Here is a 25,564-nt window from a genome sequence, read left to right as displayed (position 1 = left end):
TATCCGCGCAAAGCCCCAGGGCGCAACGGTAGAGCCGAAGCAACGGCCGGGGCCGCCACCCCCCACAGGAGAGGCCCCGGCCGTCGCGCTGGCGGGTCGCGTGCGGCCCGTACTTCCTTCAGCGCCGTGAGTGCGTTTTCTGTCACACCCCGGGGACGCTCGGCCCTTACCCTGCGCACACTCTTACCCGGTCACGAGTTAGTTGCATCTTCTACGGACATGGACGGGGAGCGGTTTCACGCCGTATCGTGCCTTTCGCGCCGACCGGGAACCAGGCGTAAAGGGAGTGCGGTGCTGGGGGACGACGCGGAGCTGACCACCGCGGTGCGTGCGGCACAGAACGGCGACGAGGCCGCGTTTCGTACGGTGTACCGCGCCGTGCACCCACGCCTGCTCGGATACGTCCGCACGCTGGTCGGTGATCCGGATGCCGAGGACGTCGCGTCCGAGGCCTGGCTGCAGATCGCCCGCGACCTCGACCGGTTCAGCGGGGACGCCGACCGGTTCCGTGGCTGGGCCGCCCGGATCGCCCGCAACCGCGCCCTGGACCACATACGGATGCGCGGCCGCCGCCCCGCCATCGGCGGCGACGAGACGGAACTGACCGGCCGGGCCGGCGAGGCCGACACGGCCGGCGAGGCCATGGAGGCCCTGGCCACCGACAGCACCCTCTCCCTCATCGCGCGGCTCCCGCAGGACCAGGCCGAGGCGGTCGTGCTGCGCGTCGTGGTCGGTCTCGACGCCAAGACCGCCGCCGAGACGCTCGGCAAACGCGCCGGTGCCGTCCGCACCGCGGCACACCGTGGTCTGAAGCGGCTCGCTGAGCTGCTCGGCGACGATGCGGAATCCGTGGGGACGCTCGGCGCGCTCCCACCCCAGAGAGAACCGCGCCGAGGCGCGGCGTCGTCCGCGACTGTGACGGATTCGCGTGCGCGGACGCAGAAGGACATGTGATGGCCGACGAGCAGGACAAGTGGCTGAACCGTGAGACGGCGGAACGTCTGCTGAGCGGTGAGTCGCTGGAAGCCGTCGACGCCTCCGCCCGTGACCAGGCCGAACGCCTTTCCCGGGCGCTTGGCGCGCTGTCCGCGCAGACGGCCCCGGCCACCGGTGAACTCCCCGGTGAACAGGCCGCCCTGGCCGTGTTCCGCAAGGCCCGCGAGGCCGCCGAGGCCGAACGGACCGCCGCCGTCCGCGCCGACGGCGCCGGCGAGGCGCCCCGGCCCGGTGCCGACGCGGGCCTGGTCCGCCTCGGTGTCCCGCCCCGTACCGGAATCCACGGCCGGCGGCCGCGCTGGGCCCGGCCGGTGCGGCTGGTCCTGGCCGCCGCGATGACCGCGGGCACGCTCGGCGGGGTCGCCATGGCCGCCGGGGCCGGGATGCTGCCCGTGCCGTTCGGGCCCGCGCACCCCCGCCCCGCCACCTCCGTCTCCGCCGGCGACCCCTCCGGGACGCCGCCCGCCTCCGACTCGCCACAGGGCAGCACCGGCGGGACTCCGGGCCCCGGCACCCCGAGCGGCAGCGCGGGCGCGCACCGCGGCGGCGCCTTTGGAGACAGCGCCGGACCGGACGACGGCACGGGCCCGAGCGCCTCGCCGGGCGCCGGTGATCCGCCCGGCTCGCCCGGCAGCCGGTGGAAGGACGCGGCCGCCGCCTGCCGGGACATCCAGGACGGTAAGGGCCTGGACGCCGGGCGCCGGCGCGCGCTGGAGAACCTGGCGGGCGGGAGCGCCCGTGTCAGCCGCTACTGCAAGGTCGTCCTGGCCGCAGCCGACTCGCTCGGCGGCAAGGGCGACGACAACGGCGGCAACGGCAACAGCGACAACGGGAACGGCCAGGGCGACGGCAAGGTGAAGGGCAAGGGCAAGGGCGGCGACAAGGACGGCGGCAAGGGCCGGCACGCCGACGGCGCCGGCGCGCCCCTTCCCCCCGCCCTCGCCCCGGCGCACCCCGCACTCGCTCCGGCGCACTCCGCCCGGACGAGTACCACCTCGCTGCGCCCCCTCGTGCCAACGCTGTGACCTGCGGTTTTGTGGTCGTTGAAAATTTCTCCGCGCAGGGTGTGACGTTTTTGAAGCCCGGGGCGCAGTAATGAGTGAGCCGACTGGTCATCGGCCATCGCACTGAGCCGGGGTTCCCCCCGTACCCATGGCTCGTGCACCTGGCGCGGGCGGGACACGTTCCCCCGGTCCCGCCCGCGCCCCGCAACCCTCTCTCACCAGTGGACGACGACCTTGTCGCCCACCCGCACCTGCGCGAACAGCTGCTGGATCGCGGCCTCGTCCCGGACGTTCACACACCCGTGCGAGCCGCCCGCGTACCCGCGCGCCGCGAAGTCGTACGAGTAGTGCACGGCCTGGCCGCGGCTGAAGAACATCGCGTACGGCATCGGCGAGTGGTAGAGCGTCGACACCCAGTTCCGGGCCTTCCACTCGATGTGGAAGACACCCTCACGGGTCGGCGAGTACTGCGTCCCGAACCGCACCGCCGTCGTCTCCACCGTCCGCCCGCCGACCATCCAGCGCAGCGTCCGCGTCGTCTTGTCGATGCACAGGACACGGCCGGTCAGACAGCGCGGGTCGGGCGCGCCGGCCGGCTGGCCGCCCATCAGATACAGCTCCCACTGGCCGGGCGGGTGGGTCATCCGCACCAGCCGCTGCCAGGTGACGATGTCCGTCCGCCCGGTCTGCGGCAGCCCGCGCTTGCCCTGGAAGCCGCGGACGGCCCGTTCGGTCAGCGGGCCGTACGACCCCGAAGGTCCTTCGGACAGCCAGTCCAGCTGGCGCAGCCGCGCCTGCAGCTCCCGTACCCCGGACCCGCTGTCGCCGCGCGACCACAGCACACGGGCAAGGGGCAGGGCCGGTGTCGGCTGGGCCGGCGTCGGCTGGGCCGGACGGGTGGGATCCGCGCCCAGGCCTGCCGGGGTGCGGACATTCAGGGGCGCCCTGGCCTTGCCATTGGCGTCCAGGGGCTGCGCGGTGCAGCCGCAGAGGGCGGCGAGGGCGGCGACCGAGGCGAGTACGGCGGCGGGTCTTCCCGAGATCCTCATGCCGGGGATGTTTCCCAGCGTGACCGTCATCGAACGACGGGGCATGGTGAGGGTGACAGGACGTACTGCGGAGGCATCCATGGCGCGTGAGTCGGAATCGGGGCTGCCGATCGAGCCGGTCTACGGACCACAGGCGCTGGACGGCTGGGACCCGGCCCGGAAACTGGGCGAACCGGGCGCGTACCCCTTCACCCGCGGTGTGTACCCCAGCATGTACACCGGCCGGCCCTGGACCATGCGCCAGTACGCCGGATTCGGTACGGCCGCCGAGTCCAACGCCCGCTACCGGCAGCTGATCGCCCATGGCACCACGGGCCTGTCGGTCGCCTTCGACCTGCCCACCCAGATGGGCCACGACTCCGACGCGCCGCTCGCCCACGGCGAGGTCGGCAAGGTGGGCGTGGCGATCGACTCGATCGAGGACATGCGGGTGCTGTTCGACGGCATCCCGCTCGACGAGGTCTCGACGTCGATGACGATCAACGCGCCGGCGGCCCTGCTGCTCCTGCTCTACCAACTGGTGGCCGAGGAGCAGGGCGTGCGCGCCGACCGGCTGACCGGCACGATCCAGAACGATGTGCTCAAGGAGTACATCGCGCGTGGCACGTACATCTTCCCGCCGAAGCCGTCCCTGCGGCTCACCGCGGACATCTTCAGGTACTGCACCGCCGAGATCCCGAAGTGGAACACGATCTCCATCTCCGGCTACCACATGGCCGAGGCGGGCGCATCACCCGTTCAGGAGATCGCGTTCACCCTGGCGGACGGTGTCGAGTACGTCCGTACGGCGGTGGCGGCGGGCATGGACGTCGACGACTTCGCCCCCCGGCTGTCCTTCTTCTTCGTGGCCCGTACGACGCTGCTGGAGGAGGTCGCCAAGTTCCGGGCGGCGCGCCGGATCTGGGCGCGGGTGATGCGGGAGGAGTTCGGGGCGCGCGACCCCAGGTCCCTGATGCTGCGTTTCCACACCCAGACGGCCGGCGTCCAGCTGACGGCCCAGCAGCCGGAGGTGAACCTGGTCCGGGTCGCCGTCCAGGCGCTGGCCGCGGTGCTGGGCGGCACCCAGTCGCTGCACACCAACTCCTTCGACGAGGCCATCGCCCTGCCCACGGACAAGAGCGCGCGGCTGGCCCTGCGCACCCAGCAGGTGCTGGCGTACGAGACGGATGTGCCGGCGACGGTGGATCCGTTCGCCGGCTCCTACGCGGTGGAGCGGATGACGGACGACGTCGAGGAGGCGGCCGTCGCTCTGCTGCGCCGGATCGGGGACCTGGGCGGGGCGGTGGCGGCGATCGAGCAGGGCTTCCAGAAGGCCGAGATCGAGCGCAACGCGTACCGGATCGCCCAGGAGACCGATTCCGGCGAACGGGTGGTCGTGGGCGTCAACCGCTTCGCCCTGGACGCGGAGGAGCCGTACGAGCCCCTCCGCGTCGACCCGGCCATCGAGACCCGCCAGCGAGAACGCCTGGCGAAGCTGCGGGCCGAGCGGGACCAGGGGGCGGTGGATGCCGCGCTGGACGCGCTGAAGAAGGCGGCCGAGGGGGAGGGCAACGTGCTGTATCCGATGAAGGAGGCGTTGCGGGGGCGGGCGACGGTGGGGGAGGTGTGCAACGCGCTGCGGGGGGTTTGGGGGGCTTACGAGCCGTCGGAGGTGTTCTGAGCTGGGCGGTTACTTCGTATGGGTGATCATGGGCGGAATCCCTCCGTTCCCGGTTACGCTCGTGGAGCGTGAGCCCCGAAAAGGAGGACGCCATGGCCGTACTGCAGCAAGAGATGACCGTCGGCGAAGCCGCCGACCTTCTTGCCCGTGCACTGCCTGGCCGCCGCGTGGAGATTCTCCAGGGGAGGCTCATCGTGACACCGCCGCCGGACGGTTCGCATGCACTGTCGTTGACGTGGCTGGTCGAAGCATTCGGTGGAGCGGGAGCGCGGAAGGTAGGGCTCAGATATGTGCAGGGCATCGGCCTGTGGCTGCCGGACCTGCCGGACGACTTCGCGGTTCCGGACTTCTCGGTCGTGGACGAGGACTTCCGTGATGCTCATGTCCAGAAGAACTGCTACGCGCCGAACGTTTTCCGACTGGTCGTCGAGGTGACCTCGTCGAACTGGTCCGACGACCTCGGTCCCAAGGTCGAGTGCTATGCCCAGGCCGGCCTCCCCGTCTACCTCATCGTGGACCGCAAGCACGACGAGGTCCTGCTGTACACCGACCCGGCCGACGGCGAGTACCCCGCCCCCGTCCGCTTCGAGCGCGGCCAGACCGTCCCCCTCCCGGAATCCGTCGGCGTCACCCTCGATCTCTCGGTGGACGCCCTTCTCGACGGCGACGACTGACCGTCTCACCCCGAGAAGCGCCCGAGATACATCCCTAGCCCCTCCGCCGTCTCGCCCGCCCAGCCCACATACCCGTCCGGGCGGATCAGGAAGACACCCGGGCCGTACGACTGCGGGGCCGCCGGGAGTGCGCGGATGCCGGGGGCGGTGGTCCGCGCGCCTAGCAGGGTCCAGTGCGGGCCCCGGAAGGCGTCGAAGAGGCGGACGCCGGACACCGTGGCGTCCGGGGCGCGGTCGCCCGCCCGGACGCCGGCCGGATCGGTCCGTGTCTCCACGCTCAGGGACGACTCCCGGTAGCCCAGCCCCAGCTGCACCGTCGCCTCGCCGCGGCGCACCTCGCCGCGGTGCACGCCCGTCGAGAGGTCGAGCATGGCCGCGGCGACCGCCCTGCGCTCCTCCTCGTAGGTGTCGAGCAGGGCGTCCGGTGCCCCGGCCCGCAGTACCGCGCCCAGCTTCCAGCCCAGGTTGTAGGCGTCCTGGACGCTGGTGTTCATGCCCTGGCCGCCGGCCGGGGAGTGGACATGGGCCGCGTCGCCGGCGAGGAGGACCCGGCCGGCCCGGAAGCGGTCCGCGAGGCCGGTGCGCGGGTGGAAGTCGGAGGCCCAGAGCAGTTCCGTGATGTCCTCGGCGGCCAGGTGTGTGTACGCGGCCGCCAGCGCGCGGATGCCGTCCAGGGACAGGTCCCCTTCCGTGCCCTCCGGCAGGCGCGCCTGGAGCTGGAAGTCGTCCGTACCGGCCAGCGGGCACAGTGCGACCCCGGTGCCGTCCTCCTTGAAAAAGGTGTGCCAGTAGTCGCGGTCCAGGCCCTTCAGACGGACGTCCGCCACCAGGAACGGCGCCGGGTCGACCCTCTCCCCGGCCATGCTCACGCCGACCGCGCGCCGGATCGCCGAGCGTCCGCCGTCGGCCGCGACGACGTAGGCCGCGCGGGCGGTCGTACCGTCGGCGAAGCGCACGCTCACGCCGTCCGCGTCCTGCTCCAGCCCCGTCACCTCGCGCCCGAAGGCGACCTGCCCGCCCAGTTCCACGAGCCGCTCGTACAGGATCTCCTGGGTGCGCCACTGCGCGATCATCCGGGGTTCGGTGTACGGCGCGCCCTCGTCGGCCTCGACCTTGTCGAACATCGACTGCCGGTCGAGCCGCTCGCCGTCCTTCCACAGCATCCGGTCCGGATAGGGGCCGCTCGCCGCCCGGACCGCGTCCAGGACGCCGAGGTCGTCGAAGACCTCCTGGGTGCGGGGCTGGAGCCCCTTGCCGCGCGAGCCGGGGAAGAGCGCGTCCGCCCGCTCCACGACCAGCGCGTCCACGCCCCGGCGGGCGAGGTCGATGCCGAGGGTGAGACCGGTGGGACCCGCGCCCACGATCAGGACATCCATCATAATTCTCCTTAACGATGTTAAGTGCCTTCGGGCATGAGCGTGCCCTTAACGCCGTTAGGCTGTCAAGTGTGAGCCCCGAGAAACGCGCCCCCCTGGATCGCCGTCGCGTCGCCGACACCGCCCTGCGGCTGCTGAACGAGAGCGGCCTGGAGGGCCTCACCCTGCGCGCCATCGCGAAGGAGCTGGACGTCAAGGCACCCGCGTTGTACTGGCACTTCAAGGACAAGCAGGCGCTGCTGGACGAGATGGCGACGGAGATGTACCGGCGGACGGTCGCCGGCAGCGCGCTCGATCCCGCCGACACCTGGCGGGAGAGGCTGCTGACGTCGAGCCGTGGACTGCGCGCCGCCCTGCTCGGCTACCGCGACGGGGCGAAGGTCTTCAGCGGTTCACGCTTCACGGGTACGGAATTCGCCCCCGCGATGGAGGCGAACCTGCGGCTGCTGACCGGGGCCGGGCTCACCGTCGCCCAGGCGGTCCACGCGGGCCGTACGGCGCATACGTACACCGTCGGCTTCGTCATCGAGGAACAGGGCGTGCGGCCCCTCCCGGGCGAGCGCCGGGAGGGGTACGACATCACGGAACGCGCCCGGCGACTGGCCGAGTACCCGCTGGCCGCCGAGGCCGGCGGGCTGCTCTTCGACGGCTACGACGAGCAGTTCGAGGAGGGACTGGCGATCGTCGTCGCGGGCATCGGGGCGCGGTACGGGCTTGCGTGACGCCCCCGCCCCCGCCCGGCCGGGCAGGCTCTGCGGCCGGCCCTAACGCCTGGCCGCGCGGGCGCTGCGGATCGCCCGGGTGAGTACCGGGGGCAGCAGGTCGACGGCGACCCGGCGGGCCCGGCTCGGGTTGCGCCTCGGTGCGGGCCGGGACGGTGCCGGCGCGGGAGCGGCGGCCGGGGCGGGCGCCGGCGCCTCCTGCGGGGCCGGCACCGGCTCCTCGGCGGCCTCCGCGTGCTTGGACGGCGGGAACTCCGGCGCCCGCATGCCCTTCGACTTCAGCCGGATGATCCGGTGGCCCGCGGCCTCCTGGACGCTCAGATGGCAGTCGGAACGCTCCCCTGCCATCGCCAGCAGCTCCTCCTGGACCGGCTCCGGGTCGCCCCAGGTGCCGTAGAGCTTCTGGGTGCTCAGACAGATGGGGCGCAGTCCGCGGTTGAGCACGGCCTCCCAGGCGGCGATGGAGACACCGGGGGTGTGCTCGGAGCGGAAGTCGTCCAGGACGACGATGCCGTCCTGGAGCAGCAGGTCGTGGGCGGCTCCTATGTCGCCGTGCACATGCTCGTACAGGTGCGAGGCGTCGATGTGCACGAACCGGCAGGAGTCCGCCGCCACCTCGGAGGGCACCACGGAGCTGGGTCCCTGCAGCACCCGGGGGAGTTCGTCGTGGAAGGAGCGGTAGTTCTGCTCGAAGACGTCCCGGGTGAGCGCGCTGTACGACTTCGTCGACTCGGCCCGGTTGGCGTCGTCGGGCGCCTCGCCCTCGAACAGGTCGCACACGGTGTACTTCTCCGCGGGCCGCTGATGCTGCCCGATGAAGATCGCGCTCTTTCCCATGTACACGCCGACTTCCAGCAGATCACCTCGCATCCCGGCGGCTTCCTGCCGGCTGAGGAACCAGTCGAAGAGCAACTGGTCGAGCACCGGGAACCACCCGGGGACGTCATCGAGGTGGCGGGGAGGTCGCGTCGTTTCCTGGATGGTGGCCATGCGGAGTGGGGACTCCTTCGTACGGCGTCTGTGGGAACCCTGCGGGGCGCCTGTGCGGCGAGGGCTCTACCGTGCCTGCCCGAGGCCCCTGTTCAAAACCCAATTCCAGGTGAACGACTGTCCAACTTCCGTTCTTTCAGGGCCTTCTTCAGACGCGGGCCGAACGGCTTCTCCACGTACCGGTGGATCAGCCATGCGAGCGCCAGCATCCCGAGCACGGTCGCGGCCAGGGTCGCCCACGCGGGCAGGCCGAGTCCCCGGTGCAGCACCCGGATGGCGAACCAGCCCAGATGCTCGTGGATCAGGTAGAAGGGGTAGGTCAGCGCGCCGGCCGTGACCAGCCAGCGCCAGGAGGCCCAGCGCATCCAGCCCAGCGCCACGACGGCGACGGCCGCGAAGGCGAGGGTGACGATCAGGATGACGACGTACGGATCGCGGTGCGGGTGCGGGCCCCACAGGCCGAGGGTGGCCTCGCGCTGGGCGAGCAGCCAGGACATCACGACGATGCCCCACGCGAGCAGATCGCTGCCGAAGCGGTGGATCAGGTACAGCGCCAGACCGCCGATGAAGAAGGGCGCGTACTCGGGCATGATCACCTGGTTCAGCAGGGTGTTGGTGGTCGAGTGGCACAGGACGGTCGCCAGCGTCCAGACGCAGGCGAACAGCACCACCCGGCGGTAGGTCACCCCGCGCAGGACGACGACGAGCGCGAACAGCGCGTAGAAACGGACCTCGACCCAGAGCGTCCAGCACACGCCCAGGACGCGGGTCGCGCCCATCGGTTGCTGGAGCATCGTCAGATTGACGAGGAACTCGTCCAGCCGGACCGCGTGGACCACGACGGGCAGTGCGAGGGACGCCCCCGTGATCAGGAGCAGGGCCACCCAGTAGGCGGGGTAGAGGCGCGCGACCCGGGAGCGGAAGAAGTCACCGAGGGTGCGGCCCCAACTGCTCATGCAGATCACGAAACCGCTGATGACGAAGAAGAACTGCACACCGAAATTGCCGTAGACCGCCGCCCGGGACAGGGTGGGGAAGAGGTGTGCGGGACTCGCGTGCCAGGACGCGGAGACCGTGCCGCCACGACCGACATAGTGGTAGAGGCAGACCATCAGCGCGGCGACGAGCCGCAGGCCGTCCAGGGCGAGCAATCGGCTCTGCGGCCTGGATACGGGAGCCGTTCCGGGCGCCGGGGCCGTGGGAACGGGGGCGAGAGTGGGGGACGAGGCAGCCATGATGTTCGACATTTACCCGAACATCCGCTCATCGTCTCGGTGGTTAGTGTGAAATTATCTGAAATAAGTCAATAGTTGAGATGACATCCAGGTGAACGAGGCCGGGCGGACCCCCTGCTGGGCCCGCCCGCCTCGGTGTCGTACGGCGTTCGCCTCAGCGCCGTACGGAGTTGCGCAGACTGCGTGCCGTGCGTGCCACCCGGCGGACCGTCGCGTTGCGCGGGATGAACGCCAGTTGGGCCGGCACACCGCCGGGCAGGGCCAGCGAGGACAGGCGGCGGCGCTTGAAGTAGCGCACCGTGCCCGCGTTCAGGTTCTTGGCGAGCCAGGACTCGGCGTGCGCGCGCAGCCGCGGGTAGATCTTCGGCTGCATCGCGAAGCCCACCGCGCGGATCAGCGCGCCGAGCGCCTCGACGTCCGTGCCGGCGCGCTGCTCGGTGACCGCGGCACGGTCGCCGAGGTCGGGCAGCAGCGCGTCGACGATGGTCACCGGGATCCGGTTGCTGTTCTCGTACGGCGCCAGCTGCTCCAGCAGCACCTCGGTGCCGATCCGGGCGACGGGCAGGCCGTAGAGCGCCTGCGCCGTGAGCAGGGCGGTGGAGAAGCAGCCGACGACCAGCGCGGGACGCATCCGCTGGTACAGCACCTCGGCGAGGACCGGGGTGTCGACCACGGTCAGCTCGACCTTCAGCTTCTCCGCCTCCTGCTCCAGGGAGCGGGTGAAGCTCGCCGGGGCGGACGGGTGCGGCTTGAACACCACCCTGGTGTGCCCGAGCGCGGCCGCGCCCCTCAGCATCCGCACATGGAGGTTCTCCTCCTGCTCGGCGGTAAGGATCTCCAGCGCCGACAGGTACTGGCCGAGCAGCAGCGCCGGCTCCTCGATCTCCGGCAGACCGGCGCCGGCGGGCGCGAGAGCGGCGAGCACCTTGGTGAACGCGGCCGTCGGCACGACCTCGCCCGGCACGTCGAACTCGGTGAGCAGCAGCGGTGTAAGGCCCGGCACCAGGTCCAGGTGCAGCACCCGGTCCACCCGGGTGCCGACCAGCGGGTCGATCTTGTTGCGGGTGGGGCCGTAGCTCATCAGGCCGTCCGCGTAGACCGTCACCGGGGCGCCGGTGAAGATCTGCGCGAGCGCCAGGGACGGGTTGACCTGGATCGACTCGACGGCCAACTCGACGTCTTCGTCGCCCAGTTGCCACTCGTGCCGCAGGAAGCGTTCCCACAGCGGCATGTCGTCCACGCGGGGCGCCCAGCCGCCCGGGTGGAACGGGAAGATCGTCTCGTTGTACGAGATCACCTCGTCGAAGCGGTCGCGCAGCTTGTCGAAGCCGGGTCCCTCGTCGAGCGCGGGCGTGGTCTCGGGCGCGGCCGCGTTGTTGCACACCAGCAGGATCCGCCGGTCGGCCGGGCGGAAGCAGCCGGAGTCCAGGGCGGCGGCCAGCGTGGCCGTGCCGTACAGGGTCGACGCCTGGAAGATCTGGACGGTCACGCGGCGGCCCCCGCGGTGGCGGGACGGCGGCGCAGCCGGCGCAGCTTGCCGGCGCGCTGGATGTCCATGGAGTCCAGCGCCTCGTCCAGCACGTCCTGCGGCATGCGCCGCAGCGCCGCGGCACTCATGGATTTCAGTTTCTTCGCCACCGCGGGCTCGAACCTTTCGATGGATCCCAGATGATGGGAAATGATGGCGCAATAGGTACGGACGGCCTTCGGCAGCAGTTGGTCCGCGTCCCGGTCCTGGGCGGTTTCCGCGATCACCTGATCGAACGCACGAATGAAATCGAGTTGTCGGACATCGCCGATCTGGGTGAGCGAAGACGCGACCCCGCGCCGGTAGAAAACGCCGAGCATGCTCACCGCGGCGAACGAATCCGCCTCCCGGTGCAACTTCCAGATCCACGGCCGGTCCTCGGCCGTGCGCAGCCCGTCGGTGAAGTGCAGCAGACCCTTGTCGACCAGCCGTCGGTGGTAGATGCCCGCCCACGCGAACGCGTAGTCCACGGACGTCGAACGGTCGGCGGGCAGGATCGCCTCGCGCGGGTTCATCACCACACCGCGCCGCCCGACCGGCGCCCGGTGCACCTGACGTGAGCGCGCCGTGCACTGCACATGGTCGGTGCGGATGAAGTCGCAGCCCAGTTCCTCTATGGCCGAGACGAGCTGCGCGAAGTAGCCGGGGGCGAGCCAGTCGTCGCCGTCCAGGAAGGTCAGGTACTCGCCGCGCGCCCGGTCGATACCGGTGTTGCGCGCGGTCGCCAGCCCTCCGTTCTGCTCGTGCCGGACGAAGACAGCCCCCGGCAGCTCGCGCTCCGCGCGCGCGAGGATCTCTGGTGTCCCGTCGCGGGAACAGTCGTCGACGAGAATGAATTCGAAGTCCTCACGCGCGTTCGCCTGCAGGCTCCTGAGCGTGTCGGATGCGTATTGCTGCACGTTGTAGAACGGCACGATGACGGAGAGCTTGACCACGTCAGGGACGTTAGGGGGAAGCCCGTCATTCGTCTTGACCGCGTGCTTGATACTGGGTGAACGGCACGTGGCGAAGCTGTGAACCAGGCTCTTTTCCCGTGTTCCGGCGGCCCGATTCGCCATTCAGCGGTGCGCTGTTAACCGTTTGTTGTATTCGGGTTGGGCGGAACCTCGGAATGGCTTTCTAGCGTCTTCGGCGTGCCAGCAAGTGCTACGAAGTCCCTGCGGGTCGCCGTCCTCGCCGATTCCGACACCCGGTGGAAGTGGGGTGCGCTCACCGCGCAGCGCCTCGCTCCCGCGGATGCCGAGATCCGGCTCGACGGCTACCTCCTGCGAGGACGCGCCACCCCGACAGCCCGCCAGCTGAAGGAGGTCGGCGTCCGCGCCGACTCCCTGCGTGAGGTCACCGGCGTCGAGTTCCTGCGTGCCATGGGCGCGGCCGCCGAAGACCAGTACGACGTGCTCATCCTCGCGCTCGTCGGCGGCGGCGTCCAGGCCATGCTGCACGGCCTGCGCGCCACCTGGGCAGGCGCCGGCAAGCGTCCCGTCGTCGTCACCGGATACGTCGGTGTCGTCTACGAGAAGCTCACCGACGGGCTGCTGCTGCGGCACGGCGCCGACCTCGTCCTCGCCAACTCCCGGCACGACGCGGACCGGTTCCGCGCCGTGTACGAGGGCGTGGGCGCCGACGCCTCCGCGGTCACCGAGGTCGCGCTGCCCTTCCTCGGCGGGGCGCCGTACACCGGTGAACACGAGCCGTACACCGTGGTGTTCGCGGCCCAGCCGTCCGTCCCGGACAGCCGCAAGGACCGTACGTACCTGCTGAACCGGCTCATCGGGCACGCCCGGAAGCACCCCGAGCGCGAGGTGCTGCTGAAGCTGCGCTCCAAGCCGGGCGAACACACCACCCACATCGAGGAGTTGCCGTACCAGAAGCTGGTGCAGGGCAAGGAGCTGCCCGCCAACTTCCGCCTGGTGTACGGCCATATGGGCGAGGTGCTGGACCGCACCGACCTGCTGGTCACGGTCAGCTCCACGGCCGCCCTGGAGGCCCTGCACCGCCGTATCCCCACGGTCGTCCTCACCGATCTGGGCGTGCGCGAGGTGCTCGGCAACCACCACTTCACCGGCTCCGGCTGTCTCGCCTCCTGGGACCAGCTCGACGCCGGGCACCGGCCGACGGCGGACGAGGAGTGGGTGTCCCGGCAGGGCGTCGCGGCCGACGGCACCTACACCACCGCGTTCGACACGGCGCGCGAACGTATCTCCAAGCTGCTGGACCGCCCCGGCGGCCTGCCGCCCCTCACCCCCTACTACACCCCCGAGACCGCGCCCGGCTATCTGCCCGGCATCCTCGCCCGGCACCACCTCGGCCCCGACGGCGTCCCGCTGCCCGGCGCGCCCGCCGCCGACAAGGAGCCCGGCCCGGTCCGCCAGATCGTGCGCCGCGCCGCGCGTGGCGCCTACCGCCACGGCGTGCAGCGGGTCGCCCCGGTGATCCGGCGGATGGGGGAGCTGTGACCTTCCAAGGAGACTCCATGTCCAACCCGGAAGCGGGCCAGGGCGCAGCGGTGCGCCGGGTGCTCGCGGTGATCCCCGCCCGCGGCGGCTCCAAGGGCGTGCCCGCGAAGAACCTGGCGCCCGTCGGCGGCATCCCGCTCGTGGCCCGCGCGGTGCGCGAGTGCCGGGCGAGCCGGCTGGTGACCGATGTCGTCGTCTCCACCGACGACCAGGCCATCGCCGCCGCCGCCCGCGAGGCCGGCGCCGAGGTCGTGCTGCGCCCGGCCGCCATCGCCGGGGACACGGCGACCTCCGAGGCCGCGGTCCTGCACGCCATGGACGCCCACGAGGCGCTGCACGGCGCGCCGGTCGACGTGGTCCTGCTCGTGCAGTGCACCAGCCCGTTCATCGTCCGCGAGGACATCGACGGGGTGGCCGGCGCGATCGTCGAGAACGGCGCGGACACGGCCGTCACCGTGGCCCCCTTCCACGGCTTCGTCTGGCGGGAGGCCGACCAGGAGGCCGAGGGCGGCGTGGGCGTCAACCACGACAAGTCCTTCCGGCCCCGGCGCCAGGACCGCCCCCAGGACTTCCTGGAGACCGGCGCCGCCTACGCGATGGCCGCGGCCGGCTTCCGCGAGCACCGGCACCGCTTCTTCGGCCGTACCGAAGTGGTGCACACCGACCCCGCGCGCGTGCTGGAGATCGACGACCCGCACGACCTGGCCCGCGCCCGCGCGCTGGCCCCCCTGTTCGACGCGGACCTCCCCCACTCTCGGCTTCGCTCGAGCGGGGGGACCCCCATCGGTTCGCTGCCGGCCGCCGACGACATCGACGCGGTCGTACTGGACTTCGACGGCACCCAGACCGACGACCGGGTGCTGATCGACTCCGAAGGACGGGAGGTCGTCTCCGTGCACCGCGGAGACGGACTCGGCATCGCGGCCCTGCGCAAGAGCGGCCTGAAGATGCTGATCCTGTCCACGGAACAGAACCCTGTGGTCGCCGCCCGCGCCCGGAAGCTCAAGCTCCCGGTGCTGCACGGCATCGACCGCAAGGACCTCGCGCTGAAGCAGTGGTGCGAGGAGCAGGGCATCGCGCCGGAGCGCGTGCTCTACGTCGGCAACGACGTCAACGACCTGCCGTGCTTCGCCCTCGTCGGCTGGCCCGTGGCGGTCGCGAGCGCCCACGACGTCGTACGCGGCGCCGCACGCGCGGTCACCACCCTCCCCGGCGGTGACGGCGCGATCCGAGAGATCGCCAGCTGGATCCTCGGCCCCTCTCTCGATTCCCTCCCCAAGTAAGGAAATCTCCCCCATGAGCAGCAACTCCCGCATCCGTTCCTTCGGTTCGCGCGAGGTCGGCCCGGGCCGCCCCGTCTACATCTGCGGCGAGATCGGCATCAACCACAACGGTGAGCTGGAGAACGCCTTCAAGCTGATCGACGTGGCCGCCGAGGCCGGCTGCGACGCCGTCAAGTTCCAGAAGCGCACCCCGGAGATCTGCACCCCGCGCGACCAGTGGGACATCGAGCGCGACACCCCCTGGGGCCGGATGACCTACATCGACTACCGCCACCGCGTGGAGTTCGGCGAGGACGAGTACCGCCAGATCGACGAGTACTGCAAGAGCAAGAACATCGACTGGTTCGCCTCCCCGTGGGACACCGAGGCCGTCGCCTTCCTGGAGAAGTTCGACGTCCCCGCCCACAAGGTCGCCTCCGCGTCGCTGACGGACGACGAGCTGCTGAAGGCCCTGCGCGCCACCGGCCGCGCGGTCATCCTCTCCACGGGCATGTCCACCCCGAAGCAGATCCGCCACGCGGTCGAGGTCCTCGGCTCGGACAACATCCTGATGTGCCACGCCACCTCGACCTACCCCGCGAAGGCCGAGGAGCTCAACCTCCGCGTGATCAACACGCTGGAGAAGGAGTACCCGAACGTCCCGATCGGCTACTCCGGCCACGAGACCGGCCTGCAGACCACGCTGGCCGCCGTCGCCCTCGGCGCCACGTTCGTCGAGCGCCACATCACCCTCGACCGCGCGATGTGGGGCTCCGACCAGGCCGCCTCCGTCGAGCCGCAGGGCCTCACCCGCCTCGTCCGCGACATCCGCACCATCGAGGCCTCCCTCGGCGACGGCGTCAAGAAGGTCTACGACTCCGAGATGGGCCCGATGAAGAAGCTGCGCCGCGTCGCCGGCGTCGTCGCCGAGGCGGAGATCGCCGCGGCCGCGGGCGAGCCGGTCACGGTCTGAGTGTTCTGATCGCTTTACTGGTTCCCTCACGGGTTCCCCTACGACGGGACGGTCGTACGCCGATGAGCCCCCGCGCCGGTCACGCCGGCCACCCACCCCGCACGCTCGCCTTCGTGGAGAGCCCGGTCCAGCTGCTGAACGTGCTGGAGTGGGCGCATCTGCAGGGCCTGCGCGGCGCGGATCCGGATCCACTGGGGTCCGTGCCCGCGCAGATACGGCGGACGGTGGCCGACGTACCGCCACCGGCCGGTGCGGAGCTCACGGTCGTCGTGCTGTCCCCGACCGACCCCATGACCCGGGGCCAACTGCGCCGCATGGCGGACCTGGCCCGGGACGAGGGGTACCGGGTGCGCTGGGAGGAGGCGCGGGGCGGCACGACGGCGCCCTTCTCGACGATCGGCGGCCTGGCGGGCGCGCTCCGCCGCGCCGACCGCATCGTGATGGGAGACCCCTTCTCCCGCTACGTACAACTCCTGCTGACGATCACCCGCGCCCATGACCTGATCGTGGTGGACGACGGCACGGCGACGATGGAGTTCGTCGCGCAACTCGCCCGCGGCGAACGCCTGGTCCGCTGGCACCGCAAGGGCGGCCGCCCCGGCCCCCGTGACCTCCTCTTCGCCCCGGTCTCCTCCTCGGCCCGCCGCCGGCTGACGCCCAGCGCCCACCGCCGGGTGGAGGTCTTCTCCTCCATGCCGGTGACCGAGACCCCGGACGGGGTGACGGTCACGGTCAACGACTTCTCCTGGACCCGCGCCCGCTTCGGCCCGCCCCGCATCACCAAGGGCGCGGACATGGTGGGCACGTCCCTGGTGGAGACGGGCGTCGTGGACGGCGACCGCTACCTGGACGCGGTCCGCGCTCTCTCCAAGGCCCACGGCACGACCCGCTACTTCGCCCACCGCCGCGAGAGCACGGAGAAACTCCACCGCCTGGCCGCCGAGACCGGCCTGGAGATCGTCCGCCCGGACCTCCCCCTGGAACTGATCGCCCGCCGCGGCCCCATCGGCCGTACGATCCTCAGCTTCCCCTCCACGGTCGTCCACACCCTGCCACTGGCCCTCGTGGGCACCGGCGTCCGGGTCGCCGTCTGCGACATCGACCCCTCATGGCTGACCGAGAACGCCTCCCCCCGCGCCCAGGGCTTCCTGTCAGGCGTGACGGGAACGGCCCGCGACGTCCACCGACTGGCGGCGGTGACACCGGCGTAGCGCGCCGGGCCTCCGGTTGTCGAGGGTGGCCACGCCATCAACTCCGAAATGCAGGACCGGAGTTGGCGAAGGCACGGTCGTCGACAAGCGCACCGGCGAGTCCTGCACCACGGACAGCAACGGTGTCCAGTCCTGCACCACCGACCACGAGCTCCGGACACAGCGCGGTGGTGCGGATGGCGGTGGACGGCTGACCGCGCCGTTCGTCGTGACGTCCTGGAGCCGATGGCGGCCGCCACGACGACGTGGCGACGCACCAGGTCGGCTCGGGCCCCGCGAGCCCGGTCACGATCCGGTCCGGCTCCCGCGGCGTGGGGCGTACGCCGGCCGTGCGCGCCGGCTACGCCTTACGGACCAGCACGAACGCCCGTGCCCGGCTCTCCTCGCCGGTCGGCTCGCGGCGTACCCCGGCGACCAGCTCCAGGCCGGCTTCCGCCAGCCCTTCGATGACCTGCTCCGGGGTGCGCCAGTAGTAGTCGAGGTCGATCTCGTGGCCGAAGCGCTCCGGCAGGTGGAGGCGGCCGGGCTCCTCGCCGGTCTGGAAGGCGAGGAGGGCGTGGCCGCCGGGCAGCAGGGTGCGCTGGAACTCCGCGAAGGCCGTCGGCAGGTGGGCGTCGGGCACATGGATCGTCGAGTACAGGGCGAGGATGCCGCTCAAGGTGGCATCGGGCAGGTCCAGAGACGTCATCGAGCCGACATGGAACCGGAGTTGGGGATAGGTGTCCCGGGCCAGTGCCACCATGGCGGGGGAGAGGTCGACCCCGAAGGACGGCACACCCAGCCCGTCCAGCAGCGCGGTGACATGACCGGGGCCGCTACCCAGGTCGGCCACCGGGGCCGTGCCGTGTGCGGTGGCCAGCTCGGCGAAGGCGCTGATCAGGGCGGTGTCCAGCGGATGGAGGCCGCCGGCCGGGAACTGGGCCGCGTAGTCCTTGGCGATCGCGTCGTAGGAGGTGCGGGTCGGGCGCAGGAAGGGCTCTGTCGCATCGGTCACGGCTGCGGACCCTACCGGCACGGGACCGCCGGCGGAGCCGGTCCAGGAGGCCGGGGCGGGGTCCGGTTCGTGGACATGACGCGCGTGACTGCCCGTGGGCGTGGTATGCGTGGAGAGAGAAACAGTGGTTTTACCCATCAGAGTCCGCCCCCATGCGTCCGCCGGTCAGATTTTCTTCCCCTAACGGGCTGAACTTTTGTTGATCGAGGGGTAGTTGGCCAGCCGGGCGTCCTACCCTTCAGAGGGTGAAGCAATTGATGTCCCTAGAGTCCGAGGCCGGCCTCGCGGGGGATGTGCTCCCCGGCGCGCTGAGCGATGCCCTGCACGCCGAACTCGTCGCGTTCCGTCGCGACTTGCACATGCACCCTGAGCTGGGCAATCAGGAGTTCCGTACAACAGCCGCGATCAAGGAACGGCTGGAGCGGGCGGGGCTTCGCCCCCGCGTGCTCGCCAAGGGGACCGGACTCGTCTGTGACATCGGCCTGACCGAGGGCCGGCGCCCGCCCGTACCGCTTCTGGCGCTGCGCGCGGACATCGACGCCCTGCCCATCCCGGACACCAAGACCGACTGCTCCTACCGGTCGACCGTGCCCGACCGGGCGCACGCCTGCGGACACGACGTCCATACGACCGTCGTGCTCGGCACCGGGCTCGTCCTCGCGGACCTGCACGCCAAGGGCCTGCTGCCCCGGCCGGTGCGGCTGCTGTTCCAGCCCGCCGAGGAGGTGCTGCCCGGCGGCGCCCTCGACGCCATCGAGGACGGGGTGCTCAAGGGGGTCGGGCGGATCCTCGCGGTGCACTGCGACCCGCGCGTCGACGCCGGGAAGATCGGGCTGCGGCACGGGGCGATCACCAGCGCGTGCGACCGGCTGGAGGTCGCCCTGGACGGGCCCGGCGGGCACACCGCCCGGCCGCATCTGACCACCGACCTGGTGACCGCCGTCGCCCGCGTCGCCGTCGACGTGCCCGCGGTGATCGGCCGCCGCGTCGACGCCCGCGCCGGTCTCGTCCTCACCTGGGGCCGGATCGAGTCGGGCCACGCGCCGAACGTGATCCCGCAGCACGCCGAGCTGTCCGGCACGGTGCGCTGCCTGGACCTGGAGGCCTGGCGGGAGGCCCCCGACGTCGTGCACGCCGCCATCGACGAGGTCGCCAGCCTGCACCGGGCCAAGTCCGAGATCACCTATGTGCGCGGGGTGCCGCCGGTCGTGAACGACAAGGAGTCCACCGAGCTGCTGCGCCGGGCCATGGCCGCGCGGCGCGGCCGGGACTCCGTCGAGAGCACCGAGCAGAGCCTCGGCGGCGAGGACTACTCCTGGTACCTGGAGCATGTGCCGGGCGCCATGGCCCGCCTCGGGGTCCGCAAGCCCGGCGAGCGCACGGTGCGCGATCTGCACCAGGGCGACTTCGACGCCGACGAGCACGCGATCAAGGTCGGCGTGGAGATGTTCACGGCAGCGGCCTTCCTGGAGCCCAACGCCGTACCGGAATGAGAGCCGACGGCCCCTGCGGGGGCCGTTCGCCTGACCGGCGTAATTCGGCCGCAGGCCTTTTGCGCATAGTGCGCAACAGCCTCAGAAGGCGGGCAAGACCCCGAGTTCAGATGCCGTTTGCCTCGAATCGATAACGGCTTCGAGAGGGGGTTTTTTGCGACATCTACGCGCGTTACGATGCCGCGAAGCCGACGCCGCCGGGGCGATACGGCTCGAGCACTGGCATGGTGCTCACATCAAGCGCCTGCAAGGCGCTCAGGTCAGGTGAAGGAGCCTCCCGTGCGCCGGGTAGCCAAGCTTTCCGCTGCGTGTATCGCGACCGCAGCACTCGCCGTGACTGCCACCGCGTGTGGCAGCACTTCCTCCGACAACACCACCTCGTCCTCCTCCGGGGGCGGCGGCAAGGGTGTCAAGATCGGTCTCGCCTACGACGTCGGCGGCCGTGGTGACCGCTCCTTCAACGACTCCGCCGCGCGCGGTGCCGACAAGGCCGAGAAGGAGTTCAGCGGTTCCATCAAGGAGCTGACCGCCAAGACCTCCGACACCGAGGCCGACCGCGAGCAGCGGCTGTCGGACCTGGCCCAGGCGGGTTACAACCCGATCGTCGCCGTCGGCTTCTCGTACGCCCCCGCCGTCACCAAGATCTCCGCGAAGTTCCCGAAGACCAACTTCGGCATCGTCGACTCGGTCGTCGCCGCCAAGAACGTCAACAGCATCACCTTCACCGAGGAGCAGGGCTCCTACCTGGCCGGTGTCGCCGCCGCGCTGAAGACCAAGAAGGACCACGTCGGCTTCATCGGCGGTGTCGACAACCCGCTGATCAAGAAGTTCGAGGCGGGTTACGTCCAGGGCGTCCACGACACCAACCCCAAGGTCAAGGTCGACGTCCAGTACCTGTCCCACGGCCAGGACTTCTCCGGCTTCTCCAGCCCCGACAAGGGCCAGCAGGCCGCGCAGGGCATGCTGGACAACGGCACCGACGTCATCTACACCGCCGCCGGCTCCTCCGGCAACGGCGCGATCGAGGCCGTGCACGGCGCCAAGGGTGCCTGGGCCATCGGCGTGGACTCCGACCAGTACAACATCCCGGGTCTGGCCCAGTACAAGAGCTCGATCCTGACCTCCATGGTCAAGAACGTCGACGTCGGCGTGTACGACTTCATCAAGTCCGTCCACGACGGCAAGCCGCTCGCCGGCAACAACGTCTACTCGCTCGCCAAGGGCGGTGTCTCGCTCGCCACGAGCGGCGGCTTCATCACCGACATCCAGCCCAAGCTGGACGCCGCGAAGAAGAAGATCGTCGACGGCTCGATCAAGGTCAAGACCACCCCGTGACCTGACGGACCCGGCCGGTTCCCGCTGAGGGGGCCGGCCGGCTCCGCCGGACTTCGGCTCGGCGAGGAAGCGTCGCCCCCGCGGCCCTCGTCGAGCCATAACAATGTGTCAACTCTACGCGTGTAGCGTGGAGTTGCCGCGCTAGCGTCGCCGACGCCTGCCACCTCCCCTATGCAGCCCCTTTCCCCGAGGAGAGTGCGCCATCAACGCGTCCAGCCCTCCCGCTGCCGTCGAACTGCGCGGCATCACCAAGCGTTTCCCCGGTGTCGTTGCCAACAAGGACATCGACATCACCGTCCGCACCGGGACCGTCCATGCCCTGTGCGGTGAGAACGGCGCCGGCAAGTCGACCCTGATGAAGATCCTCTACGGCATGCAGCAGCCGGACGAGGGCACCATCACGGTGGCCGGCGAGCAGGTCGTCCTGCACAACCCCGGCGACGCCATCGCCCGCGGCATCGGCATGGTGCACCAGCACTTCATGCTCGCCGACAACCTCACCGTGCTGGAGAACGTCGTTCTCGGCGCGGAGAAGCTGTACGGCATCGGCGGCAAGGCCCGCGCCAAGATCAAGGAGATCTCGGACGCGTACAGCCTGAACGTCCGTCCCGACGTCCTCGTCGAGGAGCTGGGTGTCGCCGACCGCCAGCGCGTGGAGATCCTCAAGGTCCTCTACCGCGGCGCCAAGACCCTCATCCTGGACGAGCCCACCGCCGTGCTCGTACCGCAGGAGGTCGACGCCCTCTTCGACAACCTGCGCGAGCTGAAGGCCGAGGGCCTCACCGTCATCTTCATCTCCCACAAGCTGGGCGAGGTGCTCTCCGTCGCCGACGAGATCACCGTCATCCGGCGCGGTACGACGGTCGGCACCGCCGAGCCGTCCAAGACCACCTCCAAGCAGCTCGCCGAGATGATGGTCGGCAGCGAACTGCCCACCCCGGAGACCGCGGAGTCCACCGTCACGGACGTCCCGATGCTGAAGGTGGCCGGGCTGCACCTCGCGCAGACCGACCTGGAGGGCATCGAGCGGATCGTCCTGGACCAGATCTCCTTCACCATCCACAAGGGCGAGGTCCTCGGCATCGCCGGTGTGGAGGGCAACGGCCAGTCCGAGCTGGTCGAGGCGATCATGGGCATGCGCGACCCCGACGCCGGCGTGATCACCCTCGACGACGCCGACATCTCCCACGCCCCCACCCGCCACCGCCGCGAGTCCGGCATCGGCTACATCCCCGAGGACCGCCACCGCCACGGCCTGCTCCTCGAGGCCCCGCTGTGGGAGAACCGCATCCTCGGCCACGTCACCGAGAAGCCCAACTCCAAGGGCGGACTCCTCGACATCAAGGCCGCCCGCGCCGACACCGAGCGGATCGTTGCTACCTACGACGTCCGCACCCCCGGCATCGAGGTCACCGCGGCCTCGCTCTCCGGCGGCAACCAGCAGAAGCTGATCGTCGGCCGCGAGATGAGCCACAACCCCAAACTGCTCATCGCCGCCCACCCCACCCGCGGTGTGGACGTCGGTGCCCAGGCGGCCATCTGGGACTACATCCGCGAGGCCCGCCGCGAGGGCCTGGCCGTCCTGCTGATCTCCGCCGACCTGGACGAGCTGATCGGGCTCTCCGACACCCTGCGGGTGATGTACCGCGGCCGTCTGGTCGCCGACGCCGACCCCGCCACGATCACCCCCGAAGAGCTGGGCTCCGCCATGACGGGTGCGGCCACCGGCCACCTGGAGCACGCAGAGGACGACGAGCGATGAACAAGCTGACCTCACGGATCGACAAGGAGCGGCTGTTCCTCGGCCTCGCCGCACCGGTGCTGGCGGTCGTCGCCGCGCTCGTCGTCACCGCCCTGGTGATCCTCGCGACCGGCAAGAACCCCGGCCCCGCCTTCAACGACATGCTGACCTACGGCTTCGCCAGCGACAGCCAGGTCTACATCCTCAACAAGGCGACCACGTACTACCTCGCGGGTGTCTCGGTGGCCATCGGCTTCCGGATGAACCTGTTCAACATCGGTGTCGACGGCCAGTACCGGCTCGCCGCGTTCTTCGCCGCCGTCCTCGGCGGCGCGCTGACCGTGCCCGGCTGGCTCGCCGTCCCGCTGATCCTGATCTGCGCCATGGCGACCGGCGCCCTGTGGGCGGCCATCGCCGGCATCCTCAAGGTGACCCGCGGCGTCAGCGAGGTCATCTCGACGATCATGCTGAACTCGATCGCCACCGCGATCATCGCCTACCTCCTGCAGCCCGGAAAGCTGGCCCAGCTCCAGCAGGGCGGCACCGTGGTCGCCACCAAGCCGCTGCCGTCCGGCTCGCACTTCTTCAGCATCGACACCGGCCCGGCCGGTGACCTGTGGGGCTTCATCTTCATCGCCGCCGCCGTCGGCATCGCGTACTGGTTCGTGCTCGGCCGCACCCGCTTCGGCTACGACCTGCGCACCGTCGGCCAGTCCGAGAGCGCGGCCGCCGCCAGCGGTGTGTCGGTGAAGAAGATGATCGCCACCAGCATGATCATCTCGGGTGCGGTGGCCGGTCTGATCGGCATGCCGACCCTGCTCAACGACAGCTACCAGTTCAGCAGCGACTTCCCGACCGGCATCGGCTTCACCGGCATCGCCATCGCGCTGCTCGGCCGTAACAACCCGATCGGCATCGCGCTCGGCGCCCTGCTGTGGGGCTTCCTGGAGCGCACCACCAACCACCTGGAGTTCCAGGGCTACGACAAGGAGATCCTCGGCGTCATCCAGGGCGTCATCGTCCTGTGCGTCGTGATCGCCTACGAGGTCGTACGCCGCTACGGCCTCAAGCGCCAGCAGCAGAAGGTCGGCGCCGAACTCGCCGCCCAGGCCGCCGCCCCGACGAAGAAGCAGGAGGTGGCGTGATGACTGCCACGATGACCGACACGCCGCCGCCCGCGGCGCCCAAGGCGGCGGGCGCGCCGCAGCGCTCGGGCCGCTCGTTCGGCCAGATCCTCCTGCTCGTCGCGGGTGCGCTGCTGCTCGTGGCCGCGGTCCGGATGATCACCGGCTCGCAGGACCTCGACTCCGCCGGGCAGGTCAGCGCCGCCCTCGGCCTCGCCGTGCCGATCGGCCTCGCCGGTCTCGCCGGTCTGTGGTCCGAGCGGGCCGGTGTGGTCAACATCGGCCTCGAAGGCATGATGATCCTCGGTACCTTCGGCGCCGGCTGGATCGGCTGGCAGTCCAGCCCCTGGCTCGGCCTGCTGGCCGGCATCGGCTTCGGTGTCGTCGGCGGTCTGCTGCACGCCGTCGCCACCGTCACCTTCGGCGTCGACCACATCGTCTCCGGTGTGGCGATCAACCTGCTCGCGCTCGGCGCCACCCAGTACCTCGCCAAGCTGTTCTTCACCGGTGGTGCGGCGGCCAACGCGGGCGGCAACCCCAAGCAGTCCCCGCCGGCGGCCGCGCTGCCGGACGTCACCGTGCCCGGCCTCTCCGACGGCCTGCAGACGATCGAGAACCACCACTGGTTCCTGATCTCCGACATCGCCGGCATCCTCGGCGGCCTGATCACCCACCTGTCCGTGATCACCGTCCTGGCCGCGGCGCTGTTCGTGGCCAGCTGGTGGCTGCTGTGGCGCACGTCGTTCGGTCTGCGGCTGCGCTCCTGCGGCGAGAACCCGACCGCCGCGGAGTCGCTCGGCGTCAACGTGTACTCGTACAAGTACGCGGCCGTCGCCGTCTCCGGCGGTCTCGCCGGCCTCGGCGGTGCCTTCCTGGCCCTGGTCACCTCGCACACCTACCTGGAGGGCCAGACCGGCGGCCGCGGCTACATCGGCCTCGCGGCGATGATCTTCGGTAACTGGCGTCCGGGCGGCCTGGCGATGGGCGCCGGCCTGTTCGGCTACTCCGACGCGCTCCAGCTGCGCAACGGCGGTACGACCGTCCACGCGCTGCTGCTCCTGCTGGTCGTCCTGCTCGCGGTCCTGGCAGGCTGGAAGCTGTACCGCAAGGCGATGCTGCAGGGCGTGATCAGCCTCGTCATGGCCGGACTGATCCTGGTCTGGTACCTGCTCACCGACACCGTCCCGAGCGACTTCGTCGGCGCCACGCCGTACGTCGTCACGCTGCTGGTGCTGTCCCTGTCGGCGCAGCGCCTGCGGATGCCGAAGGCGGACGGTATGCGCTACCGGAAGGGCCAGGGCAAGTGACACAGCAAGTCGCCGAGTTCGACTGGGAGGCGCTGCGGGAGGTGGCGCGGGAGGCGATGTCCCACGCCTACGCCCCCTACTCCGGCTTCCCGGTCGGCGTGGCGGCCCGGGTCGACGACGGCCGCACGGTCACCGGCTGCAACGTCGAGAACGCCTCCTACGGTCTAGGACTGTGCGCCGAGTGCGGTCTGGTCTCGGACCTGCAGCGCTCGGGCGGCGGCCGGCTCACCCACTTCACCTGCGTGGACGGCAAGGGCGACCTGCTCGTGCCGTGCGGGCGCTGCCGCCAGCTGCTGTACGAGTTCGGCGGAGCGGACCTCCTGCTGGACACCCCCGCGGGCGTCCTGCCGCTGTCCGAGATGCTGCCCCAGGCCTTCGGCCCGGAAAATCTCACCAAGTAACGCATGCAATGCCGTACGGCCCCTTCGAGCGTG

Annotated in this window: 22 protein-coding genes; 15 read left to right on the top strand and 7 right to left on the bottom strand. The window is 70.7% G+C overall.

Annotated features, from left to right (window positions below):
• The first annotated feature begins 291 nt into the window (after positions 1-291).
• Together IE277_RS38635 and IE277_RS38630 are read left to right on the top strand one after the other, a co-directional pair.
• A complete protein-coding gene (locus IE277_RS38635) occupies positions 292-954 on the top strand; it encodes an RNA polymerase sigma factor (protein WP_189958421.1) in 663 nt (220 codons plus the stop codon).
• The gene (locus IE277_RS38630) at positions 954-2,021 is read left to right on the top strand and encodes a hypothetical protein (RefSeq protein ID WP_189958420.1); all 1,068 of its coding nucleotides are present in this window, start codon (positions 954-956) and stop codon (positions 2,019-2,021) included. The genes IE277_RS38635 and IE277_RS38630 overlap by 1 nt, the downstream gene beginning before the upstream one ends.
• A 194-nt stretch (positions 2,022-2,215) precedes the next feature.
• Here IE277_RS38630 and IE277_RS38625 read toward each other — a convergent pair whose 3' ends face one another.
• The gene (locus IE277_RS38625) at positions 2,216-3,049 is read right to left on the bottom strand and encodes a L,D-transpeptidase family protein (RefSeq protein ID WP_189958419.1); all 834 of its coding nucleotides are present in this window, start codon (positions 3,047-3,049) and stop codon (positions 2,216-2,218) included.
• A 79-nt stretch (positions 3,050-3,128) separates the two neighbouring features.
• Between IE277_RS38625 and IE277_RS38620 the strand changes: the two genes are divergently transcribed.
• Together IE277_RS38620 and IE277_RS38615 are read left to right on the top strand one after the other, a co-directional pair.
• Complete coding sequence (locus IE277_RS38620; protein ID WP_189958418.1) at positions 3,129-4,709, top strand: acyl-CoA mutase large subunit family protein; 1,581 nt, start codon at positions 3,129-3,131, stop codon at positions 4,707-4,709.
• Positions 4,710-4,801: 92 nt separating this feature from the next.
• Positions 4,802-5,383, top strand: coding sequence for a Uma2 family endonuclease (locus IE277_RS38615; RefSeq protein ID WP_189958439.1), 582 nt, complete (start codon positions 4,802-4,804; stop codon positions 5,381-5,383).
• 5 nt (positions 5,384-5,388) lie between these two features.
• On the opposite strand, the gene IE277_RS38610 is transcribed toward IE277_RS38615, so the two are convergent.
• Positions 5,389-6,762: an FAD-dependent monooxygenase gene (locus IE277_RS38610; protein WP_373310973.1), complete on the bottom strand. Its 1,374-nt coding sequence runs from the start codon at positions 6,760-6,762 to the stop codon at positions 5,389-5,391.
• Positions 6,763-6,830: 68 nt separating this feature from the next.
• Between IE277_RS38610 and IE277_RS38605 the strand changes: the two genes are divergently transcribed.
• Positions 6,831-7,481 carry a TetR/AcrR family transcriptional regulator C-terminal domain-containing protein gene (locus IE277_RS38605; protein ID WP_189958417.1) on the top strand — a complete coding sequence of 217 codons (651 nt, stop codon included), beginning with the start codon at positions 6,831-6,833 and terminating at the stop codon, positions 7,479-7,481.
• A 42-nt stretch (positions 7,482-7,523) separates the two neighbouring features.
• Here IE277_RS38605 and IE277_RS38600 read toward each other — a convergent pair whose 3' ends face one another.
• The 4 genes from IE277_RS38600 to IE277_RS38585 all read right to left on the bottom strand — a co-directional run bounded on the left by IE277_RS38600 (position 7,524) and on the right by IE277_RS38585 (position 12,169).
• On the bottom strand, positions 7,524-8,471 hold the full coding sequence (locus tag IE277_RS38600; RefSeq protein WP_189958416.1) for a class I SAM-dependent methyltransferase: 948 nt from the start codon (positions 8,469-8,471) through the stop codon (positions 7,524-7,526).
• A gap of 92 nt (positions 8,472-8,563) precedes the next feature.
• Complete coding sequence (locus IE277_RS38595) at positions 8,564-9,706, bottom strand: acyltransferase family protein (RefSeq protein ID WP_189958415.1); 1,143 nt, start codon at positions 9,704-9,706, stop codon at positions 8,564-8,566.
• Positions 9,707-9,860: 154 nt separating this feature from the next.
• The gene (locus tag IE277_RS38590; protein ID WP_189958414.1) at positions 9,861-11,195 is read right to left on the bottom strand and encodes an alpha-2,8-polysialyltransferase family protein; all 1,335 of its coding nucleotides are present in this window, start codon (positions 11,193-11,195) and stop codon (positions 9,861-9,863) included.
• On the bottom strand, positions 11,192-12,169 hold the full coding sequence (locus IE277_RS38585; protein ID WP_189958413.1) for a glycosyltransferase family 2 protein: 978 nt from the start codon (positions 12,167-12,169) through the stop codon (positions 11,192-11,194). The genes IE277_RS38590 and IE277_RS38585 overlap by 4 nt, the downstream gene beginning before the upstream one ends.
• A gap of 198 nt (positions 12,170-12,367) precedes the next feature.
• On the opposite strand from IE277_RS38585, the gene IE277_RS38580 reads away from it, so the two are divergent.
• The 4 genes from IE277_RS38580 (at position 12,368) to IE277_RS38565 (ending at position 17,136) form a co-directional block, all read left to right on the top strand.
• Positions 12,368-13,690 (top strand): DUF6716 putative glycosyltransferase, encoded by a 1,323-nt coding sequence (locus tag IE277_RS38580; RefSeq protein WP_189958412.1) that lies wholly within the window; start codon positions 12,368-12,370, stop codon positions 13,688-13,690.
• 17 nt (positions 13,691-13,707) lie between these two features.
• Positions 13,708-14,973: an N-acylneuraminate cytidylyltransferase gene (locus IE277_RS38575; RefSeq protein ID WP_189958411.1), complete on the top strand. Its 1,266-nt coding sequence runs from the start codon at positions 13,708-13,710 to the stop codon at positions 14,971-14,973.
• Between the two features lie 13 nt (positions 14,974-14,986).
• Complete coding sequence (locus IE277_RS38570) at positions 14,987-15,925, top strand: N-acetylneuraminate synthase family protein (protein ID WP_189958410.1); 939 nt, start codon at positions 14,987-14,989, stop codon at positions 15,923-15,925.
• A gap of 62 nt (positions 15,926-15,987) precedes the next feature.
• Positions 15,988-17,136, top strand: a complete 1,149-nt coding sequence (locus tag IE277_RS38565; protein ID WP_189958409.1) for a hypothetical protein — start codon at positions 15,988-15,990, stop codon at positions 17,134-17,136.
• A 340-nt stretch (positions 17,137-17,476) separates the two neighbouring features.
• On the opposite strand, the gene IE277_RS38560 is transcribed toward IE277_RS38565, so the two are convergent.
• On the bottom strand, positions 17,477-18,130 hold the full coding sequence (locus IE277_RS38560) for a class I SAM-dependent DNA methyltransferase (RefSeq protein WP_229882281.1): 654 nt from the start codon (positions 18,128-18,130) through the stop codon (positions 17,477-17,479).
• A 257-nt stretch (positions 18,131-18,387) separates the two neighbouring features.
• On the opposite strand from IE277_RS38560, the gene IE277_RS38555 reads away from it, so the two are divergent.
• The 6 genes from IE277_RS38555 (at position 18,388) to IE277_RS38530 (ending at position 25,531) form a co-directional block, all read left to right on the top strand.
• Positions 18,388-19,623 carry an amidohydrolase gene (locus tag IE277_RS38555; RefSeq protein WP_189958407.1) on the top strand — a complete coding sequence of 412 codons (1,236 nt, stop codon included), beginning with the start codon at positions 18,388-18,390 and terminating at the stop codon, positions 19,621-19,623.
• A gap of 279 nt (positions 19,624-19,902) precedes the next feature.
• A complete protein-coding gene (locus tag IE277_RS38550) occupies positions 19,903-20,958 on the top strand; it encodes a BMP family lipoprotein (RefSeq protein WP_189958406.1) in 1,056 nt (351 codons plus the stop codon).
• Between the two features lie 235 nt (positions 20,959-21,193).
• Positions 21,194-22,720, top strand: coding sequence for an ABC transporter ATP-binding protein (locus tag IE277_RS38545; RefSeq protein WP_189958437.1), 1,527 nt, complete (start codon positions 21,194-21,196; stop codon positions 22,718-22,720).
• The gene (locus IE277_RS38540) at positions 22,717-23,844 is read left to right on the top strand and encodes an ABC transporter permease (RefSeq protein WP_189958405.1); all 1,128 of its coding nucleotides are present in this window, start codon (positions 22,717-22,719) and stop codon (positions 23,842-23,844) included. The genes IE277_RS38545 and IE277_RS38540 overlap by 4 nt, the downstream gene beginning before the upstream one ends.
• Entirely contained in the window at positions 23,844-25,130 is a 1,287-nt protein-coding gene (locus IE277_RS38535) for an ABC transporter permease (protein ID WP_189958404.1), read from the top strand. Before IE277_RS38540 ends, IE277_RS38535 begins: the two co-directional genes overlap by 1 nt.
• The gene (locus tag IE277_RS38530; RefSeq protein ID WP_189958403.1) at positions 25,127-25,531 is read left to right on the top strand and encodes a cytidine deaminase; all 405 of its coding nucleotides are present in this window, start codon (positions 25,127-25,129) and stop codon (positions 25,529-25,531) included. The genes IE277_RS38535 and IE277_RS38530 overlap by 4 nt, the downstream gene beginning before the upstream one ends.
• Positions 25,532-25,564 lie beyond the last annotated feature (33 nt).

The organism is Streptomyces alanosinicus, from assembly GCF_014650595.1.
In the GTDB taxonomy this organism is placed as follows: domain Bacteria; phylum Actinomycetota; class Actinomycetes; order Streptomycetales; family Streptomycetaceae; genus Streptomyces; species Streptomyces alanosinicus.
The sequence above is the reverse complement of the archived record's forward strand: the minus strand, read 5'-3'. Positions and strand labels throughout refer to the sequence as shown.

Excerpts from the sequence above, each read along its gene's own strand:
- IE277_RS38610 (WP_373310973.1), bottom strand. The coding sequence starts at position 6,762 with ATGATGGATGTCCTGATCGTGGGCGCGGGTCCCACCGGTCTCACCCTC.
- IE277_RS38625 (WP_189958419.1), bottom strand. The coding sequence starts at position 3,049 with ATGAGGATCTCGGGAAGACCCGCCGCCGTACTCGCCTCGGTCGCCGCC.
- IE277_RS38630 (WP_189958420.1), top strand. The coding sequence starts at position 954 with ATGGCCGACGAGCAGGACAAGTGGCTGAACCGTGAGACGGCGGAACGT.
- IE277_RS38600 (WP_189958416.1), bottom strand. The coding sequence starts at position 8,471 with ATGGCCACCATCCAGGAAACGACGCGACCTCCCCGCCACCTCGATGAC.
- IE277_RS38620 (WP_189958418.1), top strand. The coding sequence starts at position 3,129 with ATGGCGCGTGAGTCGGAATCGGGGCTGCCGATCGAGCCGGTCTACGGA.
- IE277_RS38575 (WP_189958411.1), top strand. The coding sequence starts at position 13,708 with ATGTCCAACCCGGAAGCGGGCCAGGGCGCAGCGGTGCGCCGGGTGCTC.
- IE277_RS38565 (WP_189958409.1), top strand. The coding sequence starts at position 15,988 with ATGAGCCCCCGCGCCGGTCACGCCGGCCACCCACCCCGCACGCTCGCC.
- IE277_RS38540 (WP_189958405.1), top strand. The coding sequence starts at position 22,717 with ATGAACAAGCTGACCTCACGGATCGACAAGGAGCGGCTGTTCCTCGGC.
- IE277_RS38570 (WP_189958410.1), top strand. The coding sequence starts at position 14,987 with ATGAGCAGCAACTCCCGCATCCGTTCCTTCGGTTCGCGCGAGGTCGGC.
- IE277_RS38555 (WP_189958407.1), top strand. The coding sequence starts at position 18,388 with ATGTCCCTAGAGTCCGAGGCCGGCCTCGCGGGGGATGTGCTCCCCGGC.
- IE277_RS38595 (WP_189958415.1), bottom strand. The coding sequence starts at position 9,706 with ATGGCTGCCTCGTCCCCCACTCTCGCCCCCGTTCCCACGGCCCCGGCG.
- IE277_RS38615 (WP_189958439.1), top strand. The coding sequence starts at position 4,802 with ATGGCCGTACTGCAGCAAGAGATGACCGTCGGCGAAGCCGCCGACCTT.
- IE277_RS38535 (WP_189958404.1), top strand. The coding sequence starts at position 23,844 with ATGACTGCCACGATGACCGACACGCCGCCGCCCGCGGCGCCCAAGGCG.